Origin of the sequence: Sphingopyxis sp. (assembly GCF_016463645.1) — a bacterium.
GTDB lineage: Bacteria > Pseudomonadota > Alphaproteobacteria > Sphingomonadales > Sphingomonadaceae > Sphingopyxis.
In genome coordinates this window covers 1-16,884 of the sequence record NZ_JAEMQX010000077.1, presented here as the reverse complement: position 1 = coordinate 16,884, position 16,884 = coordinate 1, and the positions used below count along the sequence as shown (strand labels likewise).

Annotated in this window: 11 protein-coding genes; 3 read left to right on the top strand and 8 right to left on the bottom strand. The window is 67.0% G+C overall.

From position 1 onward, the window contains the following. Together JHC57_RS15010 and JHC57_RS15005 are read right to left on the bottom strand one after the other, a co-directional pair. Positions 1 to 1,363, bottom strand: a 1,363-nt coding sequence (locus tag JHC57_RS15010; RefSeq protein ID WP_294030946.1) for a pitrilysin family protein, incomplete at its 3' end; no start/stop codon positions are given. A gap of 114 nt (positions 1,364 to 1,477) precedes the next feature. Next, positions 1,478 to 2,071, bottom strand: a complete 594-nt coding sequence (locus JHC57_RS15005; protein WP_294030945.1) for a TetR family transcriptional regulator C-terminal domain-containing protein — start codon at positions 2,069 to 2,071, stop codon at positions 1,478 to 1,480. A gap of 33 nt (positions 2,072 to 2,104) precedes the next feature. Between JHC57_RS15005 and JHC57_RS15000 the strand changes: the two genes are divergently transcribed. The 3 genes from JHC57_RS15000 to JHC57_RS14990 are packed head-to-tail and all read left to right on the top strand — an operon-like array spanning position 2,105 to position 6,089. Further along, entirely contained in the window at positions 2,105 to 3,271 is a 1,167-nt protein-coding gene (locus JHC57_RS15000) for an aromatic ring-hydroxylating dioxygenase subunit alpha (protein ID WP_294030944.1), read from the top strand. Next, positions 3,268 to 4,488, top strand: coding sequence for an FAD-dependent oxidoreductase (locus JHC57_RS14995; protein ID WP_294030943.1), 1,221 nt, complete (start codon positions 3,268 to 3,270; stop codon positions 4,486 to 4,488). The genes JHC57_RS15000 and JHC57_RS14995 overlap by 4 nt, the downstream gene beginning before the upstream one ends. After that, complete coding sequence (locus tag JHC57_RS14990) at positions 4,485 to 6,089, top strand: NAD(P)/FAD-dependent oxidoreductase (RefSeq protein WP_294030942.1); 1,605 nt, start codon at positions 4,485 to 4,487, stop codon at positions 6,087 to 6,089. The genes JHC57_RS14995 and JHC57_RS14990 overlap by 4 nt, the downstream gene beginning before the upstream one ends. On the opposite strand, the gene JHC57_RS14985 is transcribed toward JHC57_RS14990, so the two are convergent. From JHC57_RS14985 to JHC57_RS14960, 6 genes are all read right to left on the bottom strand, one after another. Next, positions 6,051 to 7,385: an amino acid permease gene (locus JHC57_RS14985; protein WP_294030941.1), complete on the bottom strand. Its 1,335-nt coding sequence runs from the start codon at positions 7,383 to 7,385 to the stop codon at positions 6,051 to 6,053. The two genes, JHC57_RS14990 and JHC57_RS14985, sit on opposite strands and share 39 nt — an antisense overlap. Positions 7,386 to 7,401: 16 nt before the next feature. Further along, on the bottom strand, positions 7,402 to 9,876 hold the full coding sequence (locus JHC57_RS14980) for a TonB-dependent receptor (RefSeq protein WP_294030940.1): 2,475 nt from the start codon (positions 9,874 to 9,876) through the stop codon (positions 7,402 to 7,404). 140 nt (positions 9,877 to 10,016) lie between these two features. Beyond that, a complete protein-coding gene (locus JHC57_RS14975; protein WP_294030939.1) occupies positions 10,017 to 11,867 on the bottom strand; it encodes a sulfotransferase in 1,851 nt (616 codons plus the stop codon). 11 nt (positions 11,868 to 11,878) lie between these two features. After that, a complete protein-coding gene (locus tag JHC57_RS14970; protein ID WP_294030938.1) occupies positions 11,879 to 13,492 on the bottom strand; it encodes a DsbA family protein in 1,614 nt (537 codons plus the stop codon). 57 nt (positions 13,493 to 13,549) lie between these two features. Then, positions 13,550 to 14,953, bottom strand: a complete 1,404-nt coding sequence (locus JHC57_RS14965) for a M48 family metalloprotease (RefSeq protein WP_294030937.1) — start codon at positions 14,951 to 14,953, stop codon at positions 13,550 to 13,552. Positions 14,954 to 15,097: 144 nt separating this feature from the next. Beyond that, positions 15,098 to 16,884: ribonuclease E/G (locus tag JHC57_RS14960; protein WP_294030935.1), on the bottom strand; the 1,787-nt coding region annotated here is incomplete at its 5' end.

Here is a 16,884-nt window from a genome sequence, read left to right as displayed (position 1 = left end):
GCTCGATGCCATCGCACGCGTGACCAGGGCCGACGGCGCGCGCCCTGGGATCGAGGTACGTCTTCGCGACGCGCGCGACGTCGGCCCTGGTCACGCGTGCGATGGCATCGAGCCGCTTGTTCGCGGCGGCGGAATCGCCGGTGAGGACGAGCGCCTCGCCGAGTTCGAAGGCGCGGCCCGAGAAGGTCTCGCGTCCCTCGAGCGTCGACGCGAGCAACTCGGTCTTCGCCTCGGCGAGCTCGGCGTCGGAGACCTCGGCGGACGCGATGCCCGTCAGCACCGTGTCGAGCGCGGCGGCGACCTTTTCGGGATCCTGCCCGTCGCTGAGGATCGCGAAGGGAGTAAGACCACCCGCTTCCTCGGTGAAATCGACGCTCGCGTCGATCTGGCTCGCCATGCCGGTGCGAACGAGCGCCTTGTGCAGCCGCGAGTTTTCGCCGCTCGACAGGATCGCGTTCATCACCTCGAGCGCGGCGGTGTCGGGGTGGCCGGCGCCGGGCACCTTGTAGATCGCACCGACCGCGGGCAGCGGGACGTTGGGGCCGGTCGCGTTGACGCGGCGCGGCGCCATCGGCGGCTCGGTACCCTTGATCGCCAGCGGGATGGCCTTCGGGCGCTTCGGGATCGCGCCGAAATAGCTGTCGACGAGCGATTGCAGTCGCGCTTCGTCGAAATTGCCCGCGACAATCAGCGTCGCGGTGTCGGGGCCATAGAAAGCCTCGTGAAAGGCGCGCGCGTCGTCGAGCGTCGCGGCGTCGAGGTCGGCGATCGTACCGATCACCGGGCGGCGGTGCGGCAGGACGTCGAAGGTGTTTTCACTCAATGCAAAGAAGAAGAGGCGGCCATAGGGCGGCGCGAGGACGCGCAGGCGCAGTTCCTCCTTCACGACATTGCGTTCGGTCTCGAACACCTCCTTGTCGACCACCGGGCGCGCCATGCGCTCCGCGTGGGTCCACAGCATCGTTTCGAGATATTGCGCGGGGACCGTCTCATAATAGTTGGTGCGGTCGAAACTCGTCGACGCGTTGCGCACGCCGCCGACATCCTCGGTCAGCCGGTTGATCATGTTGTACGGCATGTTCACCGTCTTGCGGCTGAGGATATGCTCGAAAAGGTGCGCAAAGCCCGAGCGTTTTTCAGGGTCGTGTTTCGACCCGACATCGTACCACACCGACACCATGACATTGGGGGTCGAATTGTCCTGCAGCGAGAGCACACGAAGGCCGTTTTCGAGGATACGCTCCTTATAGGCGATCGGCGGGACCTGCGCCGCGCTCGCGGGCGCTGCGGCCGTCTGGGCATTTGCGGTGACGGCGACCGCGAGCGCGAGCGTCGCGGCGCCCAGAAAAGGAAAGACTTTCATGAATATGCCCCCTCGAAATCTGTGCCGGAAAACCAGCCGATGCGGGAGCTTTGCAGCGCCGGGGGCGATGTCAACCGCTGTTCTACGAAGCGCGGATGCGACGGGGACGGGGAACTAGTGCAGCAGCGCCGCGACGGCGCGCTCGATCATCTCCGTCGCCGCCTCGGCGCCGAAGCTCGCGGCGTCGAGCGACAGTTCGAGCCACAGCCCGTCGACCATCGCGGTCAGCATGATCGCGAGCCGGTCGGCGTCTGCCGCACCGCACGCGACGAGCAGCTCGCCGAGCCGTTCGCGATAGCCCGCATAGCTTTCCGCATGAATTTCGGCCATGCGCACATCGCTTCGTGCGAGCGCCCAGAAGGCGGTCCAGGCGCCGAGCAGCTCGGGATCGGTCACCGGCGGGCGGAAGCTGGCGGTCAGATAGGCAGCCAGCCGCGCGCGCGCATCTTCGCCGGCGTCCGCAACCGCGCCCATGAAAATCGCGTCCATCCGGTCGCTCGTCGCCTGATAGGTTGCGGCGACAAGGGCGTCGATGCCCGCGAAATAGTGGCGCAGCAGCCCCGGCGACACCCCCGCCTTCGCGCAGATCGCCCGGACGTTCGTTCCCGCGAGGCCATGTTCGGCGAGTACTGCCGCCGTCGCCTCGATCAGGTCGGCGCGGCGGGAGTCGGCGCTTTCGCGCGTAAAGGCTTGGCGAACGGCAGTCATCTTGTTATACATACGTACAACAAGGAACGAGCCATGGCAACTGCACCCCTTCGCGATTCGAATATCGACCCTCTCGACGGCTGGTCGTTGCCCGCGTGGACCTACAGCGACCCCGATTTCCATGCGGCGGAAATGGAACGGATTTTCCGCCCGAGCTGGCAGGTCGTGTGCCACGATAGCGACATTCCGAACGTCGGCGACTGGCACAGCATCGACTATTGCGGCGAGAGCGTGATTCTGGTGCGAGGCACCGACCGCAATGTGCGCGCCTTTACCAATGTGTGCCGCCACCGCGGTTCGCGCCTCGTCGATGGCACGGTCGGCTGCGCCAAGAAGCTCGTCTGTCCCTATCATGCCTGGACTTACGAACTCGACGGGCGGCTGACCGGCGTGCCCGATTCGGCAAGCTATCCGACGCTCGACAAGGGCAGGGCAGGCCTCGTCCCCGTCGGGCTCGAACAATGGCGCGGTTTCTGGTTCGTGCGCTTGGAAGATGACGGCGGGCCGTCGGTCGCATCGATGATGGCGCCCTATGAGGCGCAGGTCGCGCCGTACCGCTTCGAGGAGCTCGGCGCGCTCGGTCGCGTCACGCTGCGCCCGCGCGAGGTCAACTGGAAGAATGTCGGCGACAATTATTCGGACGGCCTGCACATCCCCGTCGCGCACCCGGGCCTCACGCGCCTGTTCGGCAAAAGCTACGGCGTCGAGGCCGAGGAACGCGTCGACCGCATGTGGGGCGACCTGATCGACCGGCCGTCGGCAGGCTGGTCCGAACGCATGTACCAGCGGCTGCTGCCGCCCGTTCCGCATCTTCCGCAAGCGAACCAGCGCCACTGGCTCTATTTCAAGCTCTGGCCGAATGTCGCTTTCGACATCTACCCCGATCAGGTCGATTTCATGCAGTGGCTACCGACCGGCCCGACGACGTGCCTGATCCGCGAAATCTCCTATGTCCTTCCCGACGAGCGCCGCGAGATGAAAGCGGCGCGCTACCTCAACTGGCGCATCAACCGTCAGGTCAACGCGGAGGATACCGCGCTGATCACGCGCGTCCAGATGGGGATGCAGTCGAAAAGTTTCGCCATGGGGCCGCTCAGCGACAAGGAAGTGTGCCTCAGGCATTTCTGTTCGCGGATGCGCGATATCATTCCCGAGGCGCGGCTGGAGCATGCGCCCGCCGCGGGTTGGAGCAGCCGTTGAACACCGACCTGCCCGTGGTGATCGTCGGTGGCGGTCCCGCCGGAATGGTCGCGGGACTGCTGTTTGCGCGCGCGGGGGTGCGTGTGACGGTGCTCGAAAAGCACGCCGACTTCCTCCGCGATTTTCGCGGCGACACCGTTCACCCCTCGACGCTCGAGCTGTTCAACGAAATCGGGCTGCTCGATGCGTTGCTGAAGGAACCGCACGCCGCGATCGACACGATGACGCTCAATCTGCTGGGCGGGCGCTATACGATCGCCACGATGAAGCATCTGCCCGTCGCGGCGCCTTTCGTCGCGATGATGCCGCAATGGGACCTGCTCGATTTCATCGCGGGGCAGGGCAGGCGCTATCCGGCCTTCGACCTGCGCATGTCGACCGAGGCGACGGGGCTGACCTATGACGCCGCTAGCCGCGTCAGCGGCGTGACGCTCGCGAGCGGCGAGGCTTTGCCCGCGCGGCTCGTCATCGCCGCCGACGGCCGCCGTTCGGTACTGCGCGACGCCGCCGAACTGCCGCTCGAGGATCTCGGCGCCCCGATGGACGTCCTGTGGTTCCGCATTCCCGTGCCTGCGGGGATGGATATGTCCGAAGTCGCGCTCGGGACGATCGACAAGGGCGGCATGGTCGTCGCGATCCCGCGCGGCGATTATTGGCAGTGCGCCGAGATCATCGAAAAGGGCGGCTTCGCTCCGATCGAGGCGCGGGGCATTGCCGCATTCCGTGACCACATCGTCGAAATCGCGCCCGGCCTTGCCGCCGGGATCGATGCGATCCGGAGCTTCGACGACGTCAAACTGCTCTCGGTCGCGCTCGACCGGCTGACGCGCTGGTCGCGCCCGGGTCTGCTCGCGATCGGCGATGCCGCGCACGCGATGTCGCCGGTCGGCGGCGTCGGCATCAACCTGGCGGTGCAGGATGCCGTCGCCGCCGCGAACATCCTTGCCGCGCCGCTCGCCGCCGGGGTCGATCCCGATCCGCTGCTGGCGAGAGTGCAGGAGCGGCGGTGGAAACCGACGACACGGATGCAGGCGATCCAGCGTTTCGCGCACCAGCGCGTCATCGAACCGATGCTGCGCGGCGAGATCGCCCGCGTGCCTCTCGCGGTGCGCCTGCTCGACGCCGTCCCGCTGCTCCGCCGCATTCCCGGCCGTGTCCTCGGCCTCGGTTTCGGCCGCCAGCATGTCCAATCCCCGCTCGCGAAAGACTTTTCATGACCAAAGCCTATGACGCCCTGATTATCGGCGCCGGCCACAACGGCCTCGTCTGCGCCTTCTATCTCGCGAGGGCGGGGATGAAGGTGCGCATCGTCGAGGCGCGCGATGTCGTCGGCGGCGCCGCGGTGACCGAGGAGTTCGCACCGGGGTTCAGAAATTCGGTCGCGAGCTACACCGTCAGCCTGCTCCAGCCGAAGGTGATCGCCGACATGAAACTCGCCGATCACGGCTATCGGGTGATCGAGCGGCCGATCAGCAATTTCCTGCCGCAGGAGGATGGCGGCTATCTGAAACTCGGCGGCGGGCTCGAACGCACGCAGGCCGAGTTCCGCAAGTTCAGCGCACGCGATGCCGAGGTGTTGCCGCAATATTATGATGCGCTCGAAAATGTCGCCGAACTGCTCCGCGACCTCGCGCTGCGCGTGCCGCCGAATGTCGGCGAGGGCCTGCGCACGCTGCTCGACGGCGCGCGGCAGGGGCGGCGCTTTGCGGGGCTCAGCCTCGAACAGCAGCGCGATGTGCTCGACCTGTTCACCAAGTCGGCGCGCACGATGCTCGATAGCTGGTTCGAGAGCGAAGCGGTCAAGGCCGCCTTCGGCTTCGACGCCGTCGTCGGCAACTATGCCAGCCCCGACACCCCGGGCAGCGCCTATGTCCTCCTCCACCACGTCTTCGGCGAGGTGAACGGCAAGAAGGGCGCGTGGGGCCACAGCGTCGGCGGCATGGGCCGGATCACCGAGATCATGGCCAAGGTCTGCCGTGGCATGGGGGTCGAGATCAGCCTCGAAAGCCCCGTTGCGAAAGTGCTCATCGATGGCGGCAAGGCGGTCGGGGTCAAGCTCGTCGGTGGCGAGGAAATCGCCGCGGCGCGCGTGATCGCCAATGTGGGGCCGAAGCTGCTCTACGAACGGATGATGGATGCAAGCGACCTGCCCGCCGGTTTCGAACGCCGGATCAAGGGGTTCAAGGCGGGCAGTGGCACCTTCCGCATGAACGTTGCGCTGTCGGAACTGCCGAAGTTCACTTGCCTTCCCGAACCGGGCGAACATCATCAGTCGGGGATCATCCTCGCGCCGACGCTCGACTATATGGACCGCGCCTTCCTCGACGCGAAGCAGCATGGCTGGTCGAAGGCGCCGATCGTCGAGATGCTGATCCCGTCGACCGTCGATGACAGCCTCGCGCCTCCCGGGCAGCATGTCGCGAGCCTCTTCTGTCAGCAGTTCGCGCCCGAGCTGCCCGATGGCCGCGACTGGGACGGTGAGGAAGAGGCAGCGGCCGATTGCATCATCGACACGGTCGAAAAACATGCGCCGGGATTCCGCGCCAGCATCATCGCCCAGACGCGCCTTTCGCCCAAGGGGCTCGAGCGCAAGTTCGGGCTCGTCGGCGGCGACATCATGCACGGCAACATGAGCCTCGACCAGCTCTGGGCGGCGCGGCCGGTGCTCGGCAACGGCGGTTATCGCGGCCCGGTGAAGGGGCTCTACATGTGCGGGGCGGGCACGCATCCGGGCGGTGGCGTCACCGGCGCGCCGGGGCATAATGCCGCCGAGGTGGTCCTACGCGACCGGGGTTTCTTCGCGCCGAAGTGGCGCTGAGCGGCGCATCAGAAAATAGATCGGCAGACCTGCGGCGGTCATGACGAGGCTCCACAGGCTGGCTTCTATCCCGGCGCCGTAAAAGGCCCAGCAGCTATAGGCGAAGCCGGCGATCGTCGCGGCGGCGAAGCCCGCCGAGACCCTGATCGTGCCTTGCCGTTCGAGGACCAGCGCCGCGAGCGAGCCGACGATGTAGAGGATGATCGCGGTCGAGGTCGTGACCTTGACCATGAAGGCGAAGAGGTCGGCGAGGCCGCGCGAATAATTGGCGTAGACGATGACGCTCGCAAGCCCGCTCGATACGAGCTGCGTGATCCAGGGCGAGGCGAACCTGTTGTCGCGCGCAAAGGCTGCGGGGAGCAGGCGCCGGTGCGCGAGATCGCGGGGGATGTCGCCCTGCAGCAGGACGAAACCGTTGAGCGCCCCGAGCGCCGCGATCGCGGCGAAGAGCGCGACCACGTCGCCCGTCTCGGGGCTCACGAGCCGCGCGAAAAAGGTCGCATAGGCGGCGTTCGAGCTGTGCAGCGTTTCGATCGGCACCATCAGCGTCACCGTCGTGCACGAGAGCAGGTAGAGGAGGCCGACGGCTGCCGCGGCGATCACCGTCGCGCGCGGGATCGTCCGCTCGGGATCCCTGACGCGGTCGCTGACGACGCAGGCGCTTTCGAAGCCGAGCAGCGCGAACAGCGTCAGCGTCGCCGCGGAGCTGACGCCCGAGAGGCTGACCGGCTCGGTTCCCGCCATCGTCGGCGGCGGCGCGGCGCCGGTGCCGAGCGCCCAGACGCCGACGAGCACCGCCCCGATCACGGGGATCAGCTTCAGTCCGAGCGTCAGTAGCTGTGCCCCGCCGGCGCGGCGCACACCGAACAGGTTGACGAGCGTGAAGAACCAGATGCAGCCGATCGCGATCCATGCGGACAAGGCGCCTGCATCGGCGAGCCAGGGCATGAGGATCGACATGTTGCTGATTGCCGCGACCGCCAGTGTCGCCACCACCGTCCAGCAACTGATCCAGTAGCTCCAGGCGACGATGAAGCCGGTGCCCGGGCCGAAGGCGGCGGCGCCATAGGTGAAGGCCGCACAACCTTCGGGGAGCCTGCGGGCCAGCCGCGCGAAGACGACCGCGAGGCACAGCGTGCCGGCGATCGAGACGAGCCAGCCGATGATCGCGTTCCACCCGAGCGGCGCCAGATCGCGTGGGAGCAGGAACACCCCCGACCCGATCATGTTGCCCATGCCGAGTGCGATGCACATCAAAAGGCCGAGCTTTTGGCCCGGCCTTTCGCTGTTGGTCATGCCATCGGGCACCCGGTCAGAATTCCTTGCTGACCTTGATCCCGATCAGCCGCGGACGAACGACCGTGTCATAGAAGACGCCGCCGTTCGCAGTCAGCCCGTCGGGATCGCCGCAGGTGGTTTCGAGGCACTGGACGCCGGCGTTGATAGTGCCGTTGCTGTCGAACAGATTCGTCGCGAAGAGCTCGGCCTTCCAGCTTTCGCCCTTCACCCCCACGCTGATATCGGCGGTCGTATAGGCGTCGAACATGCCCTTGATGCCGTTTTCGAGCGTGCGAAGATCGCTTCGCCTCTTGCCGATATGGTTGACCGCGAACTGGACATGCGCCCCGAGATCCCCGACCGGGAATTCATAGCGCGCGACGATATTGCCCTTGAACTTCGGCGTGACGGGCAGGCTGGTGCCCTTCGGCGCCAGCGTCGCGTTCACTTCGCTGCTGTCGTCGATCGCGCCGCTTCCGTCGAGGTCGGCATCGATCGAGCAATCGAACTCGGGATTGGCGATGGCGCAGAAGTCGCGGCGGATTTCAGCGTCGTTATAGCTCATCCCCGCGTTGATCGAGAAGCCGCCCTGCCGGTAGCCGAGGTCGAGTTCGATGCCGCGAATGCGCGCGACGCCCGCATTGCGGATTTCGCTGAGCCCGTTGAGACCGAGGAAGGAGAGCTGGATGTCGTTCCAGTCCTGCTGGTATATCGCGCCGTTGAAGCGCACCGGCCCCCAGCTTGTCTTCCAGCCCACTTCATAATTGTCGAGCGTGTCCGACCCATAGGGCGGCAGCGACCCGCGCCGGTTGATCCCGCCGGGGCGGAAACCCCGCGACCAGGTCGCATAGACGAGCGCATCGTCGCTGAACTTGTAGGTCAGGTTCAGCTTGTGGATGAAGTCGGTTTTCTTCGTCCGTTTGTCGAGGTTGGTACAGGGCGACCCGTCGACGACCGCCGGCCCCTGGCACGCATAGACCGGATTGCTGCTGAAACCGGGATTGTTGTAGCCGAAGAAGCCGACGAGGCTGTTGTCATATTTGTAGACGCGGCCGCCGCCGGTCAGCGTGAGCTTGTCGGTGATGTCGAAGCTGAGTTCGCCGAACGCGGCATAGTCGCGGTCGACGCGGATCTGTTTGGTCAGCCAGATATTGTCGACCGTACCCGGAACCTGCAGGTCGTCGCCAAGGTCGTCGATGACATAATGCTGTTCGATATTATGCTTCTGCCGCTGCCAGAAGAGGCCGCCGATGAAGCGGATGCGCGCGTCGGCGGGCGACGCGACGCGCGCCTCGAAGAAGTTGCGCCGATAGCGGTCGATGCCCTCGATATACTGGTTCGGGCTGATCTGGTCGCCGGCATTGTCCCTGAGGTAGTAGGCCGAGCCATAGAGCGCGTCATAGAAATAGGCATAGTCCGAATAGTCGCTCTGGACGTCGGTCTTGCGGCGCAGGTGCCCGCCGGTGACGGTGAGGTCCCAGTTGCCGAGCTTGCCCTCGATCGTCAGCGCCGCCTGCAGCCATTTGTCCTTCGACGATTCGGGATTGTACTGGACCGTCTGCAGCTTGCGGGTGACCGCGGTCGAGCGTTCCTGCGCGAAGCTGCCGTTGGTTTTCTGGATCTGGCCCATGATCGTCGGGCGCAGCGTCCAGTCGTCGTCGAGGTCGATGCCGAGCGCGAGGCGCGCGCCATAGGTGTCGGCGTCGTTGTAATTCTTCTTCACCAGCCCGGCGTTGGTCTGGGTGATGTCGTCGCCGGGGGCATTGACGAGCGTGTCGGGCTCATCGTCGCCATCGGTGTCGGTCGGAATGTTGATCGGATAGGTGCGGCTGCCCGGGATATTGTCGATATAGCCCGCATCGTGGCGATACCAGCCGACGAGGCGCAGCGCGGCCCGCTCACCCAGCGGGGCGTTGATGAAGCCTTCGACGACCCCGCCGAAATCGCCGTGCGCGACATTGTTGAGCTCGACCCCGACCTCGCCATAGGTGCCGCTGGTATCGGGCTGGTTGGTGACGAGCTTGATCGTGCCCGCCATCGAGCTGGCGCCATAGAGCGTGCCCTGCGGCCCCGCGAGCGCCTCGACGCGCGCAAGGTCATAGGCGTGAATGTCGAGCGCGCCCTGGATCGTCGTGATCGGCATTTCGTCCAGGTAAGTGCCGACCGTCGGCAGCGAGGCCGAGTGGTTCGCATTTTCCCCCGACGCAACGCCGCGGAAATAGACCTGGCTGAACCCCGGCGCCGCGGTCTGGATCGTCACCGAAGGCAGGAATTTGACGACATCCTGGAATTCCTTGACCTGCAGTTCGTCGAGCCGTTCGGTCCCGATCGCGGTGATCGCGAGCGGCACGTCCTGCAGATTCTGTTCGCGCTTCGACGCGGTCACCACGATGTCGCGGTCGTCGTTGGTATTGGCGTTCTGCGCGAGTGCTGTTCCCGACGTGCACAGGATCGTGCCGCCGAGAAGAAGTGCGCTGCTTTTGGTAAATGCTGCCGATAGCTTCCGCATGAGATCCCCCTCAAATGACAGTCATGTGACGGAGAATGACGCGGCGTGGCGCAAGCGCAAGCATTGTTGTGCAGCGCAGCGGTTGTTGGTCGAAAATGTCGGATGCTGTTGCTGAAAGGCAACGATTTGTCGCGGCGGGATCAGCCGAAGGCGGAGGGCACGCCGGGATAGGAGGGAAGGACGGGGCCGAGCGCCCGCTTCAACGGATCGAGCCATTTTTCATAGGGTTGCCACTGCCCGACGCCATCGCGGTTGATCGGGCGGCGTACCTGTTCGCTCGACGCGGTACGAACCGCCCGCGCATTGGCGTGGAACGCCATGCACGCCTCCTCATACGGCTGTTCGAGGAAGGCGAGCATCGCGCGCACCTCGGCTTCGGGATCATCGAGCAACGCTTCGTGGACCACGCGGTGGACGCGGCCGGGCTGCACCGCGTCGATATGCGTCATCAGCCGCACATAATCGCGATAATAGCCGCCGACGTCGGCGAGGCCGTAACTGAACGCCTGTCCCTTGGCGAAATGCTGACGGAAGTTCGAAAAGCAGCAATCGAGCGGGTGCCGCCGCGCGTCGATGATCTTCGCATTCGGCAGGATCAGCCGGATGAAGGCAGTGTAGAGCCAGTTGTTCGGCAGCTTGTCGATATAGAAGGGCTTGCCGGTCTTGCGCTGCACCGCCGTGCGCCGGAGGAAGGCCGCACCCAGTTCGGCGAGCTGCCCGCGCGGAACCCCGGCCAGCGCATCGATCCAGCGGCGGCCGTCTCCCTTCGCCTCGCGGCCGAGGCCGAGCGCCAGCGCGGGGATATCGGGCAGCTCCATCGTCCCCTCGATCGCCGAGTGGCAACTCAGGATCTGTTCGATCAGCGTCGATCCCGCGCGCGGCATGCCGAGGATGAAGATCGGGTCGGGCGCGGGGTCGCCCGCACCGGCGCGCGCGGCGAAGAATTCGGGGGTGCAGGCGGCGATGATCGCGTCGACCGCGGCGGTGGTTTCGGCGGCGCGATAACCGAGCTGTCCGGAGCGGATCGCGTTGCCCGCGGCATAGTGGCGAAACGCCGGTTCATATTCGGCGGCGTCGTCATAGGCCTTGCCGAGCGCGAAATGGAGGTGCAGCCGGTCGTCGGCGCGCGCCTCGCCATCGGGCTCGGCGGCGCCAGGCGCCGCTGGCATATTTTTCGGGTCAGCGGCGACAAGTTCCGCTTCCATCGCGGCGCGGTCGTCGACGTCGAAGCGGATCGTCTTGAGGTTCGCGAGGCTCCACCAGATTTCGCCGAGCCTCGGGTCGGCGGCGAGCGCGCGGCGATAGGCCGCTATGCTGTCGTCCTGCCGGCCCACCGTCTTCAGCATATGACCATAGCTCATCCAGAGCCTGGCATGATCGGGGAAGCGGTTCGTCAGCTCCGCATAGAGCGCCACCGCCTCGTCATAGCCGCCGATGCGGCCGAGCGCGGCGGCGCGCAGGTTCGCGTGCGCGGGATTACCCGGATCGTCGCCGAGCACGGCATCGAGCGTCTCCGCTGCCTCGGCGAAGCGGTTCTGCTTGTAATAGACGGTGGCGAGATTGGCGCGCGCGGCGCCGAACCCGGGCGCGAGTTGCAAGGCGCGCGACAGCAGCTTTTCGGCATCCTCATAGCGTCCGAGCCGTCCAGCGACTTCCGCGAGCATCCGAATCGCCGCGACGTCGGTCGCGTCCTCGCGCAGGCGCCCGCGCAATGCACCTTCGGCGTCGGACAGGCGGTTTTCGGCGAGCGCGAGCGCGGCACCCACCATCGCCTCGTCATGCACCGTCGCCGAAACGGCCGCCAGCGATGCGGCCTGCGCGGCCTCTTCGCGACCGAGCGCGCGCAGCGCATGCGCGGCGAGGCGATGCGCCGCCGCCGACGTCGGCACCGCGTCGATGATCGCCTGCGCCTGTTCGAGCGCGGCGCCGGGCTGGCCGTTCAGAAGCTGGCGGGCGTTGGCGAGCGCCTGTTCGAGCGTGACGGTCGCCAAATGCGCCCGCCTCAGCTTTTCGCCGCGCGGGCTTTCGCGACCGCCTGCTTGAGCCCGTCGTAGCCAATCTGGCCCTGGAACAGCTGGTTGCCGACAATCCACGTCGGGGTGGCGTTGAGCTGCAGCTGGGTCGCGATCGCGAGATTGCTGTCGAGCTCGCGCTGGAACAGCGCCTCGTTCGCGGTCGCATCGGCGCTGCCGTCGGTGACGACGCCGACCTTTTCGGCGACCGCGGCGATCGCCGCCTTGTCGAGCGAGCCCGTCGCGAACATCGCGTGGTGGAAGGCGTCATATTTGCCCTGCCGCGCCGCGGCGAGCGCCATGATCGCGGCATCGCGGCTTTGCGGCGCGATGATCGGCAACTCGCGGAACACGACCTTCAGCCTCTTGTCCTCGCGGATCAACCGGTCGACATCGGGCACGCTCGCGCGGCAGAAGCCGCAGGCATAGTCGGTGAAGACCACGAGGGTCACGTCGCCGTCGGCGTTGCCCGCCCACGCACCGGCATAGGGTTTTTCGAGCGCGGGGCGGATCGCGTCGATCGCCTTGGCGATTTCGCCATTGCGCTGCGCCTCGAGCGCCTCGGGAATGATCTGCGGGTTCGCCTTGATATAATCGGCGACGATCGTCTCGACCTCGCTCTTGCTCATCCCGCCGCCGAAACGGCCGCCCAGCCAGAAGACGAGCGCGAGCAGCAACAGGCCGCCGAGCGCCAGACCCCATGGGCGCGTCGAAACGCCTTCCATTCCCGTCCCCCTGATTTGCGGCAGGCGCTGCGCCGACATGGCCCTGGCGCCCGTGGATCTTTTCGCCGGGGCGGCAATCGGCGACCGGTCGTCGCCTTCCGCCATCGCCGTCGCGCTTGCCGGCGCGGGCCTGGCCGTCGCCGGGATCGCGGCGTCGCCCGCGAACAGTGGCAGGTCGGGCGCGGCGGCGGCCGTCGCCGCGGCTTTCGCTTCGGCTTCCTCGCGTGCGAGCAATTGCTCGAGGCCCGACGGCGGCGGCGGCAATTCCTCGCGCGGCGCCGGGCGCAGCTTGCTCGCGGCGTCGCCGATACCGTCGCGGATGCTTTCGCCGCTGGCCTTGGCGATGTCGACGACCCCGGCTTTGGTCTTGCCCGCGACTTCGCCGAGCCCGCGGCCGGCTTCGCTCGACAGTTTCCGGGCCTTGTCGCCGAGCGCCATCCTGTCCCAGGTTTCACCGCTCGCCCTGGCTGCGGCACGTCCGGCTTGGGCAGTGCCGCGCCCCGCTGCCCGCGCGGCGCGGGCGGTCAGTGCACCAGTCTTCGCCGCGAGTTCGCGGGAACGACGAGGGATTTCCATCGCTTCGACGCGTGCGGGAATGTCGGCACGGTCGCCGACGCGGATCGTCCAGTCGGCAAAGGCTTCGGCGCCGTCGCGGATCCGGCCCCAGAGGTTCACCGCGCCGGCCTTGATCGCCTCGGGCTTCACCAGCGGCTCGCCGCGCGGCTTTTCGGGCTTGCTGTAGCGCGTCAGGTCGATGCCGACGGGGGGCTCGTCCCTGGGCTTGGCCAATCCTTCGTCGCGCTCCGGCGCGCCCATGCCGGACGTCGGCGCGGGGTCGCGCAGCCACGGCTGGTAATAATCGTCTTTATTGTCAGTCACTTGTTGCCCTTGCGCATCGATATTGGCGATGCGATCCCCGCTTTGTCATGATTGAATCTAACGCCGTTTGCGCTCGCGTTCCACCTCGGCGCGAGCCACGAGCGAAATATCCTGTGCACGGATCCAGTCGGGCGAGCCTTGCGGCAGGCCCTGCATCGCCATTTCGGCATTACGCAGCGCGAGCCCCGACTGTCCACCCTCGAGGCTGTAGCGCTCCGCCGAGGCGAGCGCCGCGCGCGCCTGATCGCCCTTGTTCGCATAGACGATGCCGAGCTGGTACCAGGCGAAGGGATTCTGGTTGTCGAGCGCGACCGCGGTCTTCAGCACCTGTTCGGCCTCGGCATAGTTGGCGGGATCCTCGGTCGCGATCAGCGCATGGCCCAATGTCGCGCTGATCAGCGGCTGCGAGCGCGACAGGCTGACCGCCTTGCGCAGCGCGGGGATCGCCTCCTTCGGTCGCCCCGATTCGAGCAGCACCTGCCCCTCGAGCTCGAGAAAATAGGGGTCGTCCGGACTCGTCGCGAGCAGGCCCTCGACTTCGGTCAGCGCCTTTTGCGGATAGGCGCTCTTGTGCCAGGCATAGGCGCGGGCATAGCGCGCCGGGATCGTCGTATTGCTTTCGGGGAATTTGCGCAGCGTGCGCTCGGGCTCGGCGATATAGCCCGACAGCTTCGCCTTGATCCGCTGGAAGCGCGCCTCGATCTTCGGATCGGCGGGCTTTTGCCATGCGGGATCGATCACATAGACTTCGCGCAGCGCCTGGATGCGGTCGCCCGACATCGGGTGGGTGCGGCCATAGGCCTGATCGTCGTCCTGCTTGATCCCGTAACGGAACTCGAGATTCTGGAGCTTCTTGAAAAAGGCGAGGCTGCCGCGGCCGCTGATTCCCGCTTTCGAGAGATATTGCGCGCCCGCGGCGTCGGCGGTCGATTCCTGCACGCGGCTGAAGGCGAGGAACTTGCCGAGCGCGGCCTGCTGGCCCGCCATCATGATCCCCATGCCCGCCTCGCCGCCGCCCGCCGCGATCGCCGCGGCGCCGAGCAGCAGGCTGAGCAGCGAAATACCCGTCGCGGTCCTGGCGCCCTCGTTGACGCGGATCGCATGGCCGCCCATCACGTGGCCGAGTTCGTGCGCGAGCACGCCCTGCACCTCTTCGGCGCTGTCGGCGGCCTCGATCAGCCCGCTGAAGACATAGATGTCCTGGCTGCCCGCGACAAAGGCGTTGATGCTGCGGTCGCCGAGCAGATGCACGCGCACCTGCCCCGGCTTGAGCCCTGCCGCGACGAGCAGCGGGTCCATCATGTCCTGGAACAGCGCCTCGGTCTCGGCATCGCGCAGGATCGACTGCGCCGCCGCCGGGCGCACCGCGACGGCGACCATCGCGAGCAGGGTCAGCAATATGCGGAGAAGCGGGCGCAGCCTTTGCGCCCCAGACGCGGATTGCGGCGGGAAATCGGTCATTCCCGCCTCTCTTGCGCCGCGCGCCTGAACCCCGAGTGAAGCCATGGAGGTTTATTGGGGTCCAGCACGCGCGGACGCAAGGTCGGCTTGCAGTTTCTGCGACGGGTCGCCGCCGATCGGGTGCCGCCCGATCGGCCGGGCCGATCAGTTACCGAACGTCCGCTGCCACCAGCCGCGGCGCGGTTCGCCGTCGGCACCTTCGGCCTGCTCGTCGCCATTGGCGGCGACGGGCTCGGCCTCACGCGTCGCGTCGGGCGCGGCTTCGGCGGCGACGGCCTTCTTCGCCCGGCTCGCGCGCTTTTTCGGCGCGGGCTTGGCGGGTTCGGCTTCGACCGGCGCTTCGGCAACGGGCGCCTCGACGGCCGGCGCCTCGGCGGCTTCGGCTTCGGCAGCCTCGGCTTCGGCCGCTGCGGCGGCCTTGGTCTTGCGCGGCGCGCGCTTGCGCTTCGGCTTTTCCTCGACAGCAGGCGCTTCCCCGGCGACCGGTTCAGGCGCTTCGACCGCTTCGACCGGCGCCGCCTCTTCGGCTACGACGTCCTCGGCATTTTCCTCGGCCTCGGCCTTCTTGCGGCCGCGTCCGCCACGGCGGCGGCGCGGTTTGGCTTCGGCTTCCCCGGCCTCGGCGTCCCCGGCCTCGGCTTCCGCAGCGGCCTCGACGGCTTCGGCCGGCGCAGCGTCAGCTTCGCCGTCTGCCGCGGCGGCGTCATCGTCTTCGCCTTCCTCGCCGTTTTCGGTGGCATCACCGCCTTCGCTGCCGTCCTCGTCGCGGCGGCCGCGGCGGCCGCGGCGGCGGCGGCGGCGGCGCTTGCGGCCCTCGCCGTCACCCTCGCCTTCCTCACGGTCCTGCGAACGCACGGGGCGCTCGTCGGCGGCGTCCTCCTCGGCCTCCTCTTCCTCCTCCTCGGGATAGTCCTCGTCGTCATCCTCCTCGATCGGCGCGATCGGGGCGAAGCTGCGGCGCGCGACCGGCGGCGGACCGCTGACCTCGACCGCCATGCGCGCGCCCTCGGTCTCGCCGTCGGGCAGGATTTCGACGATAACGCCGTAGAGTTCCTCGATCTCGCGCAGTTCGCGGCGCTTTTCGTTGAGGAGATAGAAGGTCGCTTCCTGGCTCGCGCGCAGGGTGATCTTGTTGCCCTTGCCGCGGGCGGCTTCCTCTTCGATCAGGCGCAGCGCGCTGAGGCCCGCCGACGAGGCGGTGCGGACGAGGCCGGTGCCCTCGCAATGCGGGCAGGGCCGCGTCGAGGCTTCGAGCACGCCGGTGCGCAGGCGCTGACGGCTCATCTCCATCAGCCCGAAGCCCGAGATGCGGCCGACCTGGATGCGCGCGCGGTCGTTCTTCAGCGCGTCCTTCATCGCGCGCTCGACCTTGCGGACGTTCGAGCCATGATCCATGTCGATGAAGTCGATCACGACGAGGCCCGCCATGTCGCGCAGGCGGAGCTGGCGCGCGATTTCGGCCGCCGCCTCCAGATTGGTGCTGAGCGCGGTCTGCTCGATATTATGCTCGCGGGTCGAGCGGCCCGAGTTGATGTCGATCGACACCAGCGCCTCGGTCGGGTTGATCACGAGATAGCCGCCCGATTTGAGCTGGACGACGGGATTGAGCATTCCGGCGAGCTGGTCCTCGACGCCGTAGCGCTGATAGAGCGATACCGGGTCGGCATATTGCTTCACGCGCCGGGCGTGGCTGGGCATCAGCAGCTTCATGAACTGCTTCGCCGCCTTGTAGCCCTCGTCGCCCTCGACGAGCACTTCCTCGATGTCCTTGTGATAGATATCGCGGATCGCGCGCTTCACCAGGTCGCTGTCCGAATGGATCAGCGCCGGCGCCGAGCTGCCCAGCGTATTCTCGCGGATCTCGTCCCACAGGCGCGCGAGATAGTCGAAGTCGCGCTTGATCTCGACCTTGGTGCGGCTCATCCCCGCGG

Bases quoted from the DNA above. Each gene is read 5' to 3' on its own strand.
- JHC57_RS15005 (WP_294030945.1), bottom strand. From the start codon at position 2,071: ATGACTGCCGTTCGCCAAGCCTTTACGCGCGAAAGCGCCGACTCCCGC.
- JHC57_RS15000 (WP_294030944.1), top strand. From the start codon at position 2,105: ATGGCAACTGCACCCCTTCGCGATTCGAATATCGACCCTCTCGACGGC.
- JHC57_RS14990 (WP_294030942.1), top strand. From the start codon at position 4,485: ATGACCAAAGCCTATGACGCCCTGATTATCGGCGCCGGCCACAACGGC.
- JHC57_RS14985 (WP_294030941.1), bottom strand. From the start codon at position 7,385: ATGACCAACAGCGAAAGGCCGGGCCAAAAGCTCGGCCTTTTGATGTGC.
- JHC57_RS14980 (WP_294030940.1), bottom strand. From the start codon at position 9,876: ATGCGGAAGCTATCGGCAGCATTTACCAAAAGCAGCGCACTTCTTCTC.
- JHC57_RS14965 (WP_294030937.1), bottom strand. From the start codon at position 14,953: ATGACCGATTTCCCGCCGCAATCCGCGTCTGGGGCGCAAAGGCTGCGC.